We start from the raw sequence: 14,568 nt of genomic DNA on the forward strand, positions 1-14,568 counted from the left end.
TGTCTAAAATTTGGGGTGCACTTCATGAAGGGCGCTTTTTTATATGGAGGTATTTTATGCAAAAATCATTAAAGCCTTGCAATGAACCCGGTTGTCCTAACCTAACAAGAGAGAGCTACTGTGAACAGCACAAGCGAACCAAGCTGGGCTATGATCAGCACCGGGAGTCCGCTGCAAAGCGTGGATATAACAGCAAGTGGAGGCAGGCACGTCTTGGCTACCTGTCAAAGCATCCTTTCTGTGTATCCTGCATGATGGAAGGTAGACAGGTGCCGGCAACAGTAGTCGATCATATCAAACCGCATAAAGGCGACATGAAACTCTTTTGGAACTCAGGCAACTGGCAGCCCTTATGTGCACCGTGCCACAGTAGAAAGACAGCGAAGGAGGATGGAGGATTTGGGAACAGAACATCAAACATGCATGTGTGATGAATGTGGAACAATGCTCTTGGTCAAAGGATGCTCAAAGGTCAGGAAGCATGACGACGGCATCCGTGAGCATTATATCAAGTGTCCTCGATGTCGGACTGAGTATACATCCTATTATACCAATGCTGACATAAGACGCATGCAACAGAAGGTAAAGAAACTGTTTGCTCTTCGTGTAACGATGAAAAAGGAAACAGCATTCGATCTGTATACAAAGAAATTAAAAGAAGCACAAAAGAAATTAGAAGCCGCAATGCTGCAGTTGAAAGAGGAAATGAGCACCCCCCACCCTAAAATCTCTGAGGGGTGAACGGCGGAGACCGCGCTCCCCTCCCCATTTTGAAAAATTCCCTAAATGAAAATTCGGAAGGAGGTGAGGGAATGGCTAGACCGCGGCAACCTGTTGATTTGCTACTGGTGAAAGGGAAGAAACACCTGACACAGCAAGAGATTGAAGAACGTCGAGAACAGGAAATAAAGGCACCAAACGACAAAGTGAAAGCTCCTTCTTATTTGCCAAAAGACTTAAAAAGAGAGTTTAAAAAGATAGCGGACGAGCTAAAAAACATCGGGATTATGACCAATTTAGATATTGATGCGCTTGCCCGTTTTTTGTTTGCCCGGAAATTATATTTGCAAGTAACAGAGCAATTGCTTGAACGGGGGCCGATGAAAACAGTGATCGTTAGAAAATTTGACGATGAAGGCAATGTAATAGGAGAAGAAGAAAAACTTGTTCCCAATGATGACTATTCTGAACTATTGATAAACCAAGACAAGCTGTTTAAACAATGCCGGCAAGCTTCCAGTGATTTAGGGCTGACCATTTCCTCTCGCTGTAGACTTGTCATCCCGAAAAAAGATGATGGGAAACCGAAGTCAAAAGAGGAAGAACGGTTCGGGGGCCGCATGTAATGCAAGAGATTAATGCCGAAATTCTCATTGAACGGGTATGGTCATACGCTGAGAAAATCCGTTCTGGTGAAATCAAGGCAAGCAAAAAGCACAGATGGGCGGTTGAGCGCTTTTTTCGAGATGTTGAACGCCTTGCAGATGATGACTGTCCTTATTATTTTGATGCCGAGGCTGTTGTTGATTTTTATGAATGGGCGCGGCAATTCAGACACGTCGAAGGGATTCTTTCCGGACAGCCGATTGAGCTTACAGACTTTCAGCTTTTTATAGCGGCTAATATCTACGGTTTCTATAAAAAAGAAAACGGTGCTCGGCGTTTCAGAAAAGTTTATATCCAGTTGGCCCGTAAAAATGCGAAATCGCAGTTTCTTGCTTTAATGGCGTCATACGAGATTTTTCCGACACAAGAAAAACACCGGGTATTTATCGCCGGCTGGTCCAGAGAACAATCCGATGAGGTTTATCAAGCCATACTCGAACAGCTGCATCATGCGCCCATACTGAAAGGGAAATACTCTTCAGCCAATGGGCGAGTAAAAAAATACAAGACAAACTCCATCATTCAGCCTTTATCTCGGGAAGCCCGTAAATTAGGAGACGGGAAAAACCCATCTATTGGGATAGTAGACGAATATCATGCTCATGAAACAAGTGAAATATATGATGTTCTTGACAGTGGTATGGTCGCGCGTCGCAGCCCGTTAATGGCTGTTATTACGACAGCCGGCTTTCATATAAAAAGGCCGTGTTTCAGGGAATATCAATATACAAGTAAAATCCTTGATCCAGACATTGACACGGAGAATGATGATTATTTTGTGATGATCTGTGAGCTTGATCCAGAGGACGATATAAAAGACGAATCAAACTGGATTAAAGCCAATCCAATTGTTGCAACGTATCCAGAGGGCATGGAGTCTTTGCGTGCTGCGCTTAAAGTAGCGCTGGAAGTTCCGGAGAAAATGAGAAGCTTCTTGACTAAAAATATGAATCGGTGGGTTGATCAAAAGGATAATGGATATATGAACATGACAAAATGGCGGGCATGCAGCGGCGACATTCCTGATCTGCAGGGCATGTCAGTTTATCTGGGGCTTGATCTGTCCATGACTACAGACTTAACATCCGTTGGATATGTGGCCGTGCAGGAGGGCTTGTTCTACGTTGGTCAACATTCCTTTATGCCGGAGGCGCGAGCAAAAGAAAAAATGGCCACCGATAAGGTGCCATATGACTTGTGGAAGGAGATGGGTTACATCACGTACACGGCAGGGGAAGCGGTTGATTATCAACGAGTCGAACAATGGATCATGGAATTCATTCATAAACATCGTTTTCGGCCACAAGAGATCGTATATGACAAATGGAACGCTCTTCATTTAGCTCAACGGCTTGAATCAAAAGGGCTTACGACTGTTGAGATGCCGCAAAGAATAAATCATCTTTCATTACCAACTAAGAGCTTTCGTGAAAATGTTTATGAGGGGAAAGTCATACACGGTGATGATCCAGTTTTAGCATGGGCTATCAATAACGCGATCATGAAAATTGATCCACAGGAAAATATCATGCTGGATAAAGCGAAATCCCCGCAAAGGATTGACCCTATTGCAGCGGTTATAAATGCGTATGCCCGTGCGATGTACTTCGGTAATAGTGGAAGAGTTGATTTGAATGAGCACTTTGGATCGGGAAATTTCAGTTTTTAGGATGTGATCGGAATGAAGAAAGTGTTCTCTTTTTTCATGTTAATACTAAACGATTTACTGTTTGTGGCGGGTGTCGCCTTTATCCTGACAGCTGCTTATAGATGGAATACAAACATCGGTCTGATTTTGACGGGTGTCTTTTTTATGTTTTACGCCTATCTTCTAACCAAGAAAGCGAGGTGAAATAGTTGTTAATAGATCGGATATTTGAGAAGCGTTCGGATTCGTCAGATAGTGAAGATGGTTTTAATAATATTTTATTAAACATGTTCGGCGGTCGGAAAACAGCAAGCGGTGAAAGAGTGAGTGAAAGTAATTCACTTGTGCATCCGGACATATTTGCATGTGTGAATGTATTGTCTGATGATATTGCAAAACTGCCAATTCACACTTATAGAAAAACGGACGTAGGCATAGAGCGAAAACCTGATCATAAGTCAGCGCATGCTGTTTATGCTCGGCCTAATCCTTACATGACAGCCTTCACATGGAAAAAACTCATGATGACTCATGTTCTGACTTGGGGAAATGCATTTTCCTATATACAATTCGGGTCACATGGTTTCCCAGAAGCGTTAATCCCATTACGACCTGATTTTACAAATGCTTATGTTCATCCAACAACAGGCATGTTGTGGTATCAAACGGTGGTCAATGGAAAGACCATGGAGCTGTATGATCATGAAGTGCTGCATTTTAAAGGACTGTCTACAGATGGCATACACGGAAAATCGCCCATAGGGGTAGTGAGGGAACATATCGGGGCGCAAGCGGCTGCCACAAAATATAACGCTAAACTGTACAAAAACGAGGCAACACCTCGGGGGATTTTGAAAGTCCCGGCATTCTTGGATGAAAAACCAAAAGAGAACGTGCGCAAAGAGTGGAAACGGGTAAACGAAGGTGAAAATATCGCCATCATAGATAACGGCTTGGAATATCAATCTATTTCCATGCCTCTACAAGAAGCTCAATTCGTTGAGTCCATGAAGTTTAACAAAGCCCAGATTTCCATGATTTATAAAGTGCCGTTGCATAAGCTAAACGAATTGGATAAAGCAACATTTTCAAATATTGAACATCAGTCTATTGAATATGTTAGGAACACACTGCAGCCATGGATCGTGAATTTTGAACAAGAGCTTAATGTGAAATTGTTTTTAGATCATGATCAGAAAAGCGGCCATTACGTGAAATTCAATATAGACAGCGAGCTGCGCGGCGACAGTAAGACGCAGGCGGAGTATTTGAAAACACTGCATGAAACAGGGGTGCTGAATAAAGACGAAATCAGAGAATTGCTTGAGCGCAACCCTATTGAAAACGGTGATAAGTATATATCAAGCTTAAATTATGTATTCCTTGATTTCATAGAAGAATATCAGCGCCTTAAAGCTGGCGGTGCCGTGAAAGGGGGTGACATCAAGAATGAAGGATAAAGAGGTCCGGCAGTTAACAACACCCATTGAAATACGTTCAGAAGGTGAAGGGCAAAGCGAATTTATCGAAGGATACGCTTTGAAATTTGAAAAATGGTCAGAGCGTCTGGGGTGGTTCAAGGAGATTATTAGCAGGAATGCACTCGATTCAGCCGATTTTTCAAACGTTATTGCCCTTTTTAATCATCAGCAAGACTTTCCTTTGGCGAGAAATACTGTCTCAGGCGATTCTGGGCGTCTAGACCTTGAAATAGATGGAATAGGTCTCAAATTCAGATTTAAGCCCTCAGACACGTCATACGCGCGTGATTTAATGGAAAATGTCCGCAGTGGTGTTATTAATCAATGCTCTTTTGCTTTTTCACTCGATTATGGTGACGCAGACGCGGACGAATGGCGGCTGAATGAAGACGAGGACATCTATGAGAGAAGAATCAATAGAATCAATCGTATTTTTGATATTTCTCTTGTCACAACGCCGGCCTACAGTGATACAGAGGCTGTCGTGGGCGCCCGCAGTTTAGAAAAAGTGGAGCAGTTGAAGGAGAGCCGCGACGCATCAGATGAAACATTAAAAATGGAATTGGAACTACTTGACCTTGTACTCCCGGAGTAAGGTCTTTTTTTGTGTCTAAATAAGGAGGAAACCTATATGCCAATGCAAATGAGCAAAAAAGAAATTGAATTAAGGCAACAATTTACTGAAAAGAAGCAGCAAGCAGACAAGGCGCTGCAGGAGGGAAAAACCGATCAAGCGCGTGCCTTGCTTGATGAAGTGAAGCAGCTCAAGAATCAAATCGACTTGATGACCGAAGGGCGTTCTCTTGATGTGCCTGACTTGCTGGGCGGTGTGAATTTTGTGCCGGAGCAGGAACGGAATCCAGAAGGTAGGACAGGTGATACAGGAGCGAAAGAGGAGCGTCAAAAGATGTTCGCTCAAGCATTCATGAAGTCTCTTCGCGGTAAGCGTTTGAGTGATGAGGAACGTGATCTTTTTGAAAGCGAAGAGTTTCGGGCAATGTCCGGAAAAAATGAAGAAGACGGCGGCATCCTGATCCCGGAAGATATTTCTAGACTAATCAAAGAGTTAAAACGGGAGCAAGTGCATCAGCTGGAGCAATACGTGACTGTTGAGCCAGTTGCAACTCGTTCTGGAAGTCGGATGCTTGAAAAAAATAGTGATTTGACTCCGTTTGCAGTTCTTGAAGAAATGGACGAGATTCAAGAAACGGATCAACCGAAATTCTCGAAACTCTCCTATAACATTGTGGATTATGCCGGTATATTGCCACTTTCAAATACATTGCTTCAAGACACAGATCAAGCAATCATGGCCTATGTTGCTAAGTGGTTTGTGAAGAAATCAATCACAACTCGTAATGCTTTGATTTTAGCGATTCTTGATAATTTGAAAAAGACCGAATTTAAAGGTCTGGATGCTATCAAAAAGACTTTAAACGTAACGCTTGATCCAGCAATATCACCAAACGCAATTATCATGACTAACCAAGACGGATTTAACTATCTTGATCAGTTAAAGGATGCAGACGGTAAATATCTGCTTAAAGATATTCCTTCTGAACCGACAAACAAAATGTTATTTGGCCGTCGGGTAGTAGTCATTCCAAACAAGGTATTAAAAACGAAATCAGGAAAAGCACCTGTTATTGTCGGTGACCTTAAAGAAGCAATTGTATTATTTGACCGTCAGCAACAATCCATTGCCTCTACCGATGTCGGTGCCGGTGCATTTGAGACAAATACAACTAAAGTGCGCGCAATTGAGCGTGAAGACGTCAAACTGTGGGATTCTGAGGCGGTCGTGTATGGTCAATTGACGTTGCCTACTGAGTAATAAAGGAGGGTTATTATGCGAGTAACTAAAAATTACACCACTGATGGCGGGGATCGTACCGTCATTGGCGGTGTTTTAGCCATTGATGGCGGAACTGTAATGAAAGATGGTCAGGAAATTTCATTAGGCGGCGGAAATCAAGCCGAAATGGGTGCAGGCAGTGTAACTCATGAAATGCTGCAGGATAAGTCAGTCCGCAGCAACAATATAGGCACCGGAAGCGTAATGGAAGAGCACTTGAATTCAGCTATCACAGAAAGACTTTCAAGTTTAGAAAATAGATTGAAAGCATTAGAGACAGCGAAAACAGAACCAGCTGCAACTGAATGAAAAATATAATAGAAAAGGATGAGCGAAAATGGCAGAAGATTATCTTTATGAGAGTGGCGGAGTAAAAACATCATCAGAAAAGGGGGCTGACGGTAAAGCAATCACACCTGTTTATCTAAAAGAAAACAGTGAGGATAACCCTGTCTATGTGAAAGGATTAAAAGGTGACCCGGGCCCTCAAGGACCACAAGGGGAAACCGGACCACAGGGCCCTCAAGGTGAAAAAGGAGAAACTGGTCCTCAAGGTCCGAAAGGCGATAAGGGAGACACAGGAGAACAAGGGCCTCAAGGGGAAGCAGGACCACAGGGGCCAAAGGGAGAAAAGGGCGATCCAGCTGTAATTGCAGATGGCTCTATTACTCACGAAATGCTGCTGGAAAAGTCGGTTCGTAGCAAAAATATTGGCACGGGAAGTGTCATGATGGATCACTTGAATGCAGAGGTGAAGGCAGTATTTGACAAGCTGCAAAACCAAATTGATGAACTAAAAAATGAAGTGGAAACTCTCAAAGGAACAGATGAAGCGCCACAAGAGTGAGGCAGTGATATAGCATGGAGTTATTAAGCGCCGTCAAACACTATTTAAAAGTGGAGCATGATGCAGATGATCATTTGCTTACACAATACATTACCGCAGCCAAAAGTTATATCGTGAATGCAATCGGTAGATACACGGAAGGGCACGCACAGTTTGAAGTCGTGCTTCAAATGTTGGTTGCACACTGGTATGAAAATAGAGGGATGTATGAGTCAGGGACAACCGGCTCATCCATCCCTTTTACTGTTGAGCATTTATTGACTCAATTACGTTATACATCCGAAGGAGAGCAAGATCATGAAGAAGAAAATCAGCGAACTCCGGCACAGACTGACCTTTCAAAAGAAGGAGTCGATACAGGATGAAGAGCTGAATTGGAATGAGGAATATATTGATCTTTTCACTGTATGGGGAGCGATAGAAGGATTTAGTTCTCTCGGAAACAATGAATCTGTTATCGCGGGAGCAAGGGGAGTCAAATCACTAAAAAAAATCACCATACGTTATCGAGACGACGTTCAACAAGATATGAGAATTGTGAAGTGTGTCGGCCGAGATAAAAAGGATGAACCGGTGTTCCGCACGTTTGATGTATTAGATTTTAATGATCCCGAGGATAACAAGGAAGAGCTTGAGATCATGTGTCAGGAGGTTGGTTTGAATGGCTAATATGGACATTGACGGCCTTGATGATTTAACACGGTATTTTGAAAAAATCGGTGAAAATGTTGAAAAGGTTGAACCTGTAGCATTGAAGGCCGGCGGTGAAACTATTGCTGAACGGCAGCGCGACCATGTTAACCGAAGTGATAAACAACAGCCTCATATGCAGGACAATATTACAGTCTCTAATGTAAGAGAATCCAAGGACGGAGAGAAATTTGTTTCTGTTGGTCCGAATAAAAAAGTCGCTTATCGTGCCAGATTTTTAGAATGGGGCACTTCAAAAATGCCGCCGCATCCCTTTATTGAAAAAGGCGGAGAAGAAGGGGAGGCAAGCGCTGTTGATGTTATGCAGAGAATCCTTACAGCGCCGATCAAATGACAATGGACCCGGTTAGTGAATTGGTCAAAACTCTTACGTCCAGTTCTCAATTGAGTGAATTAGTAACGGGCGGCATTCATAATCTCACCGCAAATGATGTGAATGCTTTTCCGAGAGTCGTATTTTATGAGCTTAAAGATGCCGATGCCGGTTATGCAGATAACAAAGCATACTGCTTTGAAGTGCGGTTTCAGATTAGTATATTCACTCAGTCAAGTACGCGGAAATTTGAAAAGCCGATTGCTAATGAAATAGATAAGTTAATGCGTTCAATCGGTTATGGCCGTTATGATTCGCAACCATTGTACGAAGAAGACACAAAAGTCTATCACAAAGCAATGAGATACGTGAAAGGCTATTTTAAGGAGGAATAATAGATGTCAGGAAGAGTCTTAACTGGATTGGACATGTTCCATATCGCAGAAGTATTGAAAGATACAAAAAGTGAACTTGAATTTTCAGATCCAGAGGAATTACCAGGCGCAGTTAGTATGAAACTTGATCCAAAGTCTGAAACAGAAACTTTCTACGCGGATAACGGTGCGTATGCACAGTTAAGCAGCTTAGGAGACATTGACGGGGAAATGGAAGTCGCAGATTTACCCCTTGATATGCAGGCGAGGATTTTCGGGAAAACGGTTGAAAATGGCATTCATTTCTCTAGTGCAGATGACAGGCCGCTAGAGATTGCACTGGGTTTCCGCGCTAAAATTTCAACTGGTGGGTACCGTTACTATTGGGCCTTAAAAGGGAAGCCTGAACTGGTACCAGTTGAACATAAAACGGAAGAAGGAAAACCGTCACCACAATCTACTCAAGTGAAAATTAAATTTAGTCCACTGACAAATGTGAAAAAAGGAAAGAGAAGATGGGAAGCCAAAGCCGAAGAAGGAAACGGCATTAATGCCGATACTTGGTTCAGACAAGTTGTCTATAACGAAGATAGTTTTACTTCTGGCGGAAATGATGAAGTTGTTGACGTTGGTAAATAAGTAACCTGAGCGCTTAAAGCGCTCTTTTTTATTGAATTAAAAGGAGGAATTCAAATGGAAGCTTTAACAATCACTCTAAAAATTGACGGGAAAGACAAAAAGTTCGTGACACCAGACTTCATTTCCGGAAAGTTGTTTCGTAGTGCTGCGGCTATTGCGGAAGACTTTGAATCTAACGATACTGACAGGCTGTTTACTGAAAAACAAAATGAATTTGTCTGTAATGTATTCGGAAATAAATTCACGCTTGATCAATTTGAAGAGGGAATCGATTCCCGACTAGCTGGAAGAACAATTTATGCTACTGCAACTTATGTCTTAGGAAACATAACTGAAGCCAGTGCATTATTAAATCCGGATCAGAATGCAGATGGTGAAGAACCGGGGGAGTAAGTTTGTCCGAGGCTGTCATGGATATGTACAACGCCTTGGAAGAAGTCGGGTTCTCTCAAAATCAAATTGACGAAATGGACATTGTTTATCATCTCAAACGGTTAGCTAGGAGAAAAGAAACGACTGAAAATCCAAAACCTAATGAGAATGATCAAGTGTTCATAGATCAGATTTTAGGATAAGGAGGTGCCCGATTGAGCAAGGATATTAAAGTCAAACTGTATTCCAATTCATCACAGTTTAATACTGAAATGCGTGGTATAGCTGTTCAGATGAAAAATAACAAATCTGAGTTTGAAAAGAACCGTACAGCAGTTGGCGTATGGGGGAATCAGTTAAAGACTGCCCAAGTAACAGCTCGGACTCTTAGCCAACAGCTTGAGCAGCATAAACAAAAAGTAAAAGCCCTTGAAAGAGCTTATGCAGATGCAGCAATCAAAAAAGGGAAGGATGCAAAAGAGACACAAGCTCTTGCACGCCGACTGAACAATGCGACTGCACAGATGAATAGAACGCAACATGCCTTGAAGGAAACGACTCAGAAGATAAAAGAGATGGAGAGTGCATCAAAAAGAGCTGCGGCGCGAATCAGACAGATGGGGCAGCGCATGAATTCTGTTGGCGGTACGATGCGCTCTGTGGGATCATCGGTTGCAATGACGTCGGGCGTGGCCTTCGGTGGTTTAGTTTTGACATTCAGAGACGCCATACAAACCGGTATGGAATTTGAAAAGCAAATGAGCAAGGTAAAAGCGATCTCCGGCGGAACAGCGTCAGAGGTAGCCAAATTGAAAGAGCAAGCGAAAGAGCTCGGTGCAACCACTGCCTTTACAGCGAGTCAGGCGGCGGATGCACAGGGCTTTTTAGCGATGGCTGGATTCAAAGTAAATGAAATTTACGATGCGATGCCGGGCATGCTCAGTCTTGCGGCTGCTGGTCAGTTAGAGCTCGGTGCTGCGGCAGATATTACATCAAATATCATGACTGCATTTGCTCTAAAAGCTAAAGAATCAGGTCATGCATCGGATGTCATTGCGTATGCGGCTTCTAATGCAAACACAAATGTAGAGCAGATGGGGGAAGCCATGAAATTCTTGGCGCCTAATGCTCATTCACTTGGATGGGGCATGGAGGAATCAGCTGCCGCAGTTATGGCCTTTGGTGATGCTGGTCTTCAAGGGACATTAGCAGGACAAGCATTTGGTACATCTTTGACTCGCCTTGCAGCGCCTTCCAAAAAGGCAGCTAAAGAAATAGAAAGGCTAGGTCTTAATTTCTTTGATGCTGCTGGGAATATGAAGAGCATGCCTGAAGTAATTGCTGAGATGGAAAAAGGTATGAAGGGCATGACGAAAGAGCAACAGACTGCTACGCTGAAAACAATCGTAGGAGCCGAGGCGTATAAACATTGGACAATACTTCTTGAAAAAGGATCGAAAGCCCTCGGAGATAATACAAAAGCCCTTGAAAAGTCAGATGGTGCAGCCAAGAAAATGGCTGATACTATGCTTGATAATGCACAAGGCAGCATTGTTGCTTTTCAGTCTGCGCTTGAAGGTGCAAAGATCAAACTAACTGTAAATCTTCTGCCGGCGCTTGGTGATCTGGCCGAAAAAGGAACAGAGATTATATCTGTTTTTAATAATATGGATTCCAGCACAGTTCAAACCATTGCCAAAACTGCTCTTCTTGCCACTGGAGTTCTAGGCGTAACAACAGCCGTTGCGACGTTAACAGCTGGAATAGGAGCTCTTCTAGCATTTACCGGTCCTGTTGGCCTTGCTATTGTCGGTGGAACTGCCCTTCTCGGAGGAATCACTGTTGCCACTTATGCTTACAATGAAGAATTAAAGAATCAAAAGAAGAAGCAGGAAGAGGCACGGGAAGCCGCATTGCTTTACGGTGAAGGGGTTTCTAAAGCAACTCAAAAATCAGCGGCGGCTTATGTTGATTTGAGAGAAAAAGCTGAACTTCAATTATTTGAATTGAGCCGGGTTTCTGGTGAAGAAGCTGACAAAATGGCTTCTAAACTTGTAAGCACTTATTCTCAAATGCGTGACAGTCTAATCAAGGAGCTTGAGGGATTAAAGAAAGATGCATTGGTTGTTCTCAAAGGGTTATTTGAAGATACAGACGAGAATACCAAGAAACAAGGCGAAAAGATCACAGATAAGATGGTCGGCGCTATTGATAAGGACATGCAGGAAGCTCGGGAAAAGGTAAAACAATTAGAACAGCTACAGAAGGACACGGGTCTTGTATCCTCAAAAATGAATGAATCGCAAAAGGCTAAATTCAACGAGATTCTTTCATACTTTGAGCAATCTACAAGTAAGTTCGCGGCCAATCAAAAAGAAGCTATCGCCATGCAAAAAGCTTTTTCTGAGCAACAAGGGAAACTATCATTCAAACAGGCGAAACAGTACAACGATGATATCAAGAAGATTTATGAAGATGGACAAAAAGCAGCCAAAAAGGATTTGGATTATCGGAATGATGTCATTGAAAAACTTTATGCACAGGGCTATATTGACGCAGAAAAACGCAATACTTTGCTCAGTAAGAGCACAGCTGATTATGACAAGGCTTTAGCAAAAAACACAGCTGCTTATGAAAAGAATTCAAGTGCTCTCTTCTCAAAAATGTCGAGAGACGGACAACTATTAGATTTAGAGACTGGAAAAGCATTAAAGCGACAAGATGAATATATTTCTAACTCAATGGGGATTATGGTCAAAACTGAGGAATCTGAATCCGCCTATCAAGAACGTTGGGCCAATAAACAGATTGAGTTTCTCCAAAGTCTAGGTAAAAGCAAAGAAGAAGCCATTGCCACGACACAGCAGGCACTTCAAGAGTTTTATCAAGGCGTGGGGATGACAGAAGGCGAAGCGCGGGCAGAAGCAAGCAAAGTCGTCTCTGCTGTTGAAGATGAAATGAATAAGCCGGGTAACACGCAAGCTGCCGGTCAAAAGGTGGTCCGTGACTTTGCCAGTGGCTTAAAACAAGCAAAGCCGGCTGTCATTGGAGAAGGAACCGTTTTACAACAGGCTTTGAATAATTCATTGAAGTCTGATACTGCTACACCTAACCAAGCCGGTAAGTCTAAAGGGAACGCATTCAAATCAGGTTTAAATTCCACGAAAAACTCTAATGTTCAAAGTGGATCGGTCTTGCGTCAGGCTGTGCTGAGTGAGCTCAACAAAGGCGGCGGGCAGGCCAATTCAGCAGGGCAGAATAAGGGGAATAAACATAAAGCTGGTTTAAATTCCACTAAAGGTGCCAATACTTCCGCGGCCGACTCGCTTAGTTCAACGGTCACAGTCTCTTTAGCCAAAACCACAGATGGAGGCGGAGGGAAAAAGGCAGGGAAAGAGTTAGCAAGTGGAGTAAACAGCCAAAAAGGAAGTGCGAATGCTGCTGGTAAAAACGTCTCAAATAGCGCGAAAACAGGTTTGAAAAGCGCGAAAACAAACAGTGTAGGCCAAGACTTTGTAACGGGATTTATAAACGGCATGGGTTCAAAAAATGGCTCCCTTTTCAGCACTGCTTGGAATCTCGGTAAAACTGCATTAAGCGCATTGAAGAAATCCATTGACTCTCATTCTCCGTCAAAACTGACAAAATCAGAAGGTCATAACTTCTCTGATGGTTTTGCCATTGGGATTCAGAATAAAACAGAATTAGCGAAGAAAAGTGCTGTTTCCATGGCTCAAAGTACCATGAATTCATTTAAACAGGAACTTAGCCAGATGGCTTTTGACATAAAGGGCGCGGCCGATCAGCTGACTTCCATGAAATCGGAACTTGTGGTCAGAAATGAAGTGGATACCCCATCGTTAAACCAAAAGCTTGATGCTTTGATCACGCTTTTATCCAAGGGACTTACAGGTGATGGAGGAGGAAGCGCAGGAATGGCACAAGCTCCAGTTGTCATTTATCCTGCACCTGTTCAAATAGATGGTCAGCATGTTGCAAATATCCTGTTTGAAAAAGGAGATGGGAAAATTCTTGATCAAAAGAGCGCGGACCGTTACAACCAAAGTGCCTATAAAGGTGGGGTGAGAGGTTAATGCTTGATCTATATATAGATTTTAACGATGGAAAGGGGGAACGAGAGCTGACAAGCTTGCTCCCTCGTTTTAGTGTGAGGAGTTTTACACCCGACTCTCCCAATATTGAGCGAGAAACAACAACGATCCCGAGGATAAACGGCTTAGTCTTGCCGCAGCATCCTCGGGACGTTGTGTATAAAGAGCGCAGTGTCAAAGTTGAATTTCTTCTTGATTCAATTATCGCAGAGACATTCTATCAGAACCGGCATGAGCTTTATGCCTTGTTAGTGCAACCGTTTCCCTATTACATTTCAACAGACTTGCTCCCAAACCGTCGTTTTCTGGTTACTTGTGATGGGAACTTCTCTATCCAGAAAGATAAACAGAAAAACCATGCAACATTCACAGTAGAGTTTACAGACATTCTTGGACTGGCTGAATCTAAATTCACATCGTCTACAGCTCAAAACTTTTCTAGAGAGCATTGGAGTTCTGGCATGGGAATCTTAATGAGAGATGATCTTGAATATCACTTCAAAAACAAAAAGAGATTCAGTATTTATAATCCGGGTGATGCCATAGTCAATACTTTGCAGCATAACTACAACGTTACCCTTTGGGTAAAGGGCAAGAATGTCACAATAGTGAATCACACGAACGGTGAAAAGCTAAAGATTGAACAAGAGCTTAAACGATCACAGAAGGTGTCGTTCATCAAACAATATACAGTGATTAATGATAAAAGAATTAAAACCTCTGGTCGGCTTCCGTCCTTAGATATTGGATGGAACGAGTTTGAAATACAAAACTCGAATGTTTTTGAAATTAAATTCGATGCCCATTTTTATTATAAGTAAGGAGTGATG

The 14,568-nt window shown here is 42.8% G+C and carries 19 protein-coding genes; all 19 read left to right on the top strand.

Translation table 11 applies throughout. The annotated features are described in order from the left end of the window. Window positions 1-56: 56 nt before the first annotated feature. The 19 genes from BV11031_RS04490 (at window position 57) to BV11031_RS04575 (ending at window position 14,559) form a co-directional block, all read left to right on the top strand. The gene (locus tag BV11031_RS04490; RefSeq protein WP_010330957.1) at window positions 57-431 is read left to right on the top strand and encodes an HNH endonuclease signature motif containing protein; all 375 of its coding nucleotides are present in this window, start codon (window positions 57-59) and stop codon (window positions 429-431) included. After that, a complete protein-coding gene (locus BV11031_RS04495) occupies window positions 391-741 on the top strand; it encodes a transglycosylase (protein WP_241739756.1) in 351 nt (116 codons plus the stop codon). The genes BV11031_RS04490 and BV11031_RS04495 overlap by 41 nt, the downstream gene beginning before the upstream one ends. Before the next feature lie 71 nt (window positions 742-812). Further along, the gene (locus BV11031_RS04500) at window positions 813-1,346 is read left to right on the top strand and encodes a phage terminase small subunit P27 family (protein ID WP_010330955.1); all 534 of its coding nucleotides are present in this window, start codon (window positions 813-815) and stop codon (window positions 1,344-1,346) included. Then, on the top strand, window positions 1,346-3,055 hold the full coding sequence (locus tag BV11031_RS04505; RefSeq protein WP_010330954.1) for a terminase large subunit: 1,710 nt from the start codon (window positions 1,346-1,348) through the stop codon (window positions 3,053-3,055). Before BV11031_RS04500 ends, BV11031_RS04505 begins: the two co-directional genes overlap by 1 nt. A gap of 12 nt (window positions 3,056-3,067) precedes the next feature. Beyond that, window positions 3,068-3,238: a hypothetical protein gene (locus BV11031_RS22630; protein ID WP_010330953.1), complete on the top strand. Its 171-nt coding sequence runs from the start codon at window positions 3,068-3,070 to the stop codon at window positions 3,236-3,238. A gap of 5 nt (window positions 3,239-3,243) precedes the next feature. Further along, window positions 3,244-4,494 (top strand): phage portal protein, encoded by a 1,251-nt coding sequence (locus tag BV11031_RS04510; RefSeq protein ID WP_010330951.1) that lies wholly within the window; start codon window positions 3,244-3,246, stop codon window positions 4,492-4,494. Then, window positions 4,484-5,110, top strand: a complete 627-nt coding sequence (locus BV11031_RS04515; RefSeq protein WP_010330950.1) for an HK97 family phage prohead protease — start codon at window positions 4,484-4,486, stop codon at window positions 5,108-5,110. Before BV11031_RS04510 ends, BV11031_RS04515 begins: the two co-directional genes overlap by 11 nt. A 36-nt stretch (window positions 5,111-5,146) precedes the next feature. After that, entirely contained in the window at window positions 5,147-6,349 is a 1,203-nt protein-coding gene (locus tag BV11031_RS04520) for a phage major capsid protein (RefSeq protein WP_010330949.1), read from the top strand. 15 nt (window positions 6,350-6,364) lie between these two features. Next, the gene (locus BV11031_RS04525; protein WP_010330948.1) at window positions 6,365-6,679 is read left to right on the top strand and encodes a hypothetical protein; all 315 of its coding nucleotides are present in this window, start codon (window positions 6,365-6,367) and stop codon (window positions 6,677-6,679) included. Window positions 6,680-6,707: 28 nt separating this feature from the next. After that, complete coding sequence (locus BV11031_RS04530) at window positions 6,708-7,217, top strand: collagen-like protein (protein WP_010330947.1); 510 nt, start codon at window positions 6,708-6,710, stop codon at window positions 7,215-7,217. Between the two features lie 14 nt (window positions 7,218-7,231). Continuing rightward, window positions 7,232-7,582 (top strand): head-tail connector protein, encoded by a 351-nt coding sequence (locus tag BV11031_RS04535; protein WP_010330946.1) that lies wholly within the window; start codon window positions 7,232-7,234, stop codon window positions 7,580-7,582. Then, complete coding sequence (locus BV11031_RS04540; RefSeq protein WP_010330945.1) at window positions 7,515-7,886, top strand: phage head closure protein; 372 nt, start codon at window positions 7,515-7,517, stop codon at window positions 7,884-7,886. The genes BV11031_RS04535 and BV11031_RS04540 overlap by 68 nt, the downstream gene beginning before the upstream one ends. Further along, on the top strand, window positions 7,879-8,262 hold the full coding sequence (locus BV11031_RS04545; protein ID WP_010330944.1) for an HK97-gp10 family putative phage morphogenesis protein: 384 nt from the start codon (window positions 7,879-7,881) through the stop codon (window positions 8,260-8,262). The genes BV11031_RS04540 and BV11031_RS04545 overlap by 8 nt, the downstream gene beginning before the upstream one ends. Before the next feature lie 2 nt (window positions 8,263-8,264). Further along, window positions 8,265-8,636, top strand: coding sequence for a tail completion protein gp17 (gene gp17, locus BV11031_RS04550; RefSeq protein WP_241210330.1), 372 nt, complete (start codon window positions 8,265-8,267; stop codon window positions 8,634-8,636). Window positions 8,637-8,639: 3 nt separating this feature from the next. Then, window positions 8,640-9,254 carry a major tail protein gene (locus BV11031_RS04555; RefSeq protein ID WP_010330942.1) on the top strand — a complete coding sequence of 205 codons (615 nt, stop codon included), beginning with the start codon at window positions 8,640-8,642 and terminating at the stop codon, window positions 9,252-9,254. Between the two features lie 54 nt (window positions 9,255-9,308). Continuing rightward, window positions 9,309-9,647 (top strand): phage tail assembly chaperone G, encoded by a 339-nt coding sequence (gene gpG / locus BV11031_RS04560; protein ID WP_010330941.1) that lies wholly within the window; start codon window positions 9,309-9,311, stop codon window positions 9,645-9,647. Window positions 9,648-9,649: 2 nt separating this feature from the next. Then, entirely contained in the window at window positions 9,650-9,829 is a 180-nt protein-coding gene (locus BV11031_RS04565; protein ID WP_010330940.1) for a hypothetical protein, read from the top strand. 12 nt (window positions 9,830-9,841) lie between these two features. Beyond that, on the top strand, window positions 9,842-13,720 hold the full coding sequence (locus BV11031_RS04570) for a phage tail tape measure protein (protein ID WP_010330939.1): 3,879 nt from the start codon (window positions 9,842-9,844) through the stop codon (window positions 13,718-13,720). Next, the gene (locus tag BV11031_RS04575; RefSeq protein WP_010330938.1) at window positions 13,720-14,559 is read left to right on the top strand and encodes a phage tail family protein; all 840 of its coding nucleotides are present in this window, start codon (window positions 13,720-13,722) and stop codon (window positions 14,557-14,559) included. Before BV11031_RS04570 ends, BV11031_RS04575 begins: the two co-directional genes overlap by 1 nt. The last annotated feature ends 9 nt before the right edge of the window (window positions 14,560-14,568 follow it).

Origin of the sequence: Bacillus vallismortis (assembly GCF_004116955.1) — a bacterium.
Classification (GTDB): Bacteria; Bacillota; Bacilli; order Bacillales; family Bacillaceae; genus Bacillus; species Bacillus vallismortis.

Coding starts and splice junctions, on each gene's coding strand:
- BV11031_RS04490 (WP_010330957.1), top strand. CDS start 57: ATGCAAAAATCATTAAAGCCTTGCAATGAACCCGGTTGTCCTAACCTA.
- BV11031_RS04495 (WP_241739756.1), top strand. CDS start 391: ATGGAGGATTTGGGAACAGAACATCAAACATGCATGTGTGATGAATGT.
- BV11031_RS04500 (WP_010330955.1), top strand. CDS start 813: ATGGCTAGACCGCGGCAACCTGTTGATTTGCTACTGGTGAAAGGGAAG.
- BV11031_RS04505 (WP_010330954.1), top strand. CDS start 1,346: ATGCAAGAGATTAATGCCGAAATTCTCATTGAACGGGTATGGTCATAC.
- BV11031_RS22630 (WP_010330953.1), top strand. CDS start 3,068: ATGAAGAAAGTGTTCTCTTTTTTCATGTTAATACTAAACGATTTACTG.
- BV11031_RS04515 (WP_010330950.1), top strand. CDS start 4,484: ATGAAGGATAAAGAGGTCCGGCAGTTAACAACACCCATTGAAATACGT.
- BV11031_RS04520 (WP_010330949.1), top strand. CDS start 5,147: ATGCCAATGCAAATGAGCAAAAAAGAAATTGAATTAAGGCAACAATTT.
- BV11031_RS04525 (WP_010330948.1), top strand. CDS start 6,365: ATGCGAGTAACTAAAAATTACACCACTGATGGCGGGGATCGTACCGTC.
- BV11031_RS04530 (WP_010330947.1), top strand. CDS start 6,708: ATGGCAGAAGATTATCTTTATGAGAGTGGCGGAGTAAAAACATCATCA.
- BV11031_RS04535 (WP_010330946.1), top strand. CDS start 7,232: ATGGAGTTATTAAGCGCCGTCAAACACTATTTAAAAGTGGAGCATGAT.
- BV11031_RS04540 (WP_010330945.1), top strand. CDS start 7,515: ATGAAGAAGAAAATCAGCGAACTCCGGCACAGACTGACCTTTCAAAAG.
- BV11031_RS04545 (WP_010330944.1), top strand. CDS start 7,879: ATGGCTAATATGGACATTGACGGCCTTGATGATTTAACACGGTATTTT.
- gp17 (WP_241210330.1), top strand. CDS start 8,265: ATGGACCCGGTTAGTGAATTGGTCAAAACTCTTACGTCCAGTTCTCAA.
- BV11031_RS04555 (WP_010330942.1), top strand. CDS start 8,640: ATGTCAGGAAGAGTCTTAACTGGATTGGACATGTTCCATATCGCAGAA.
- gpG (WP_010330941.1), top strand. CDS start 9,309: ATGGAAGCTTTAACAATCACTCTAAAAATTGACGGGAAAGACAAAAAG.
- BV11031_RS04575 (WP_010330938.1), top strand. CDS start 13,720: ATGCTTGATCTATATATAGATTTTAACGATGGAAAGGGGGAACGAGAG.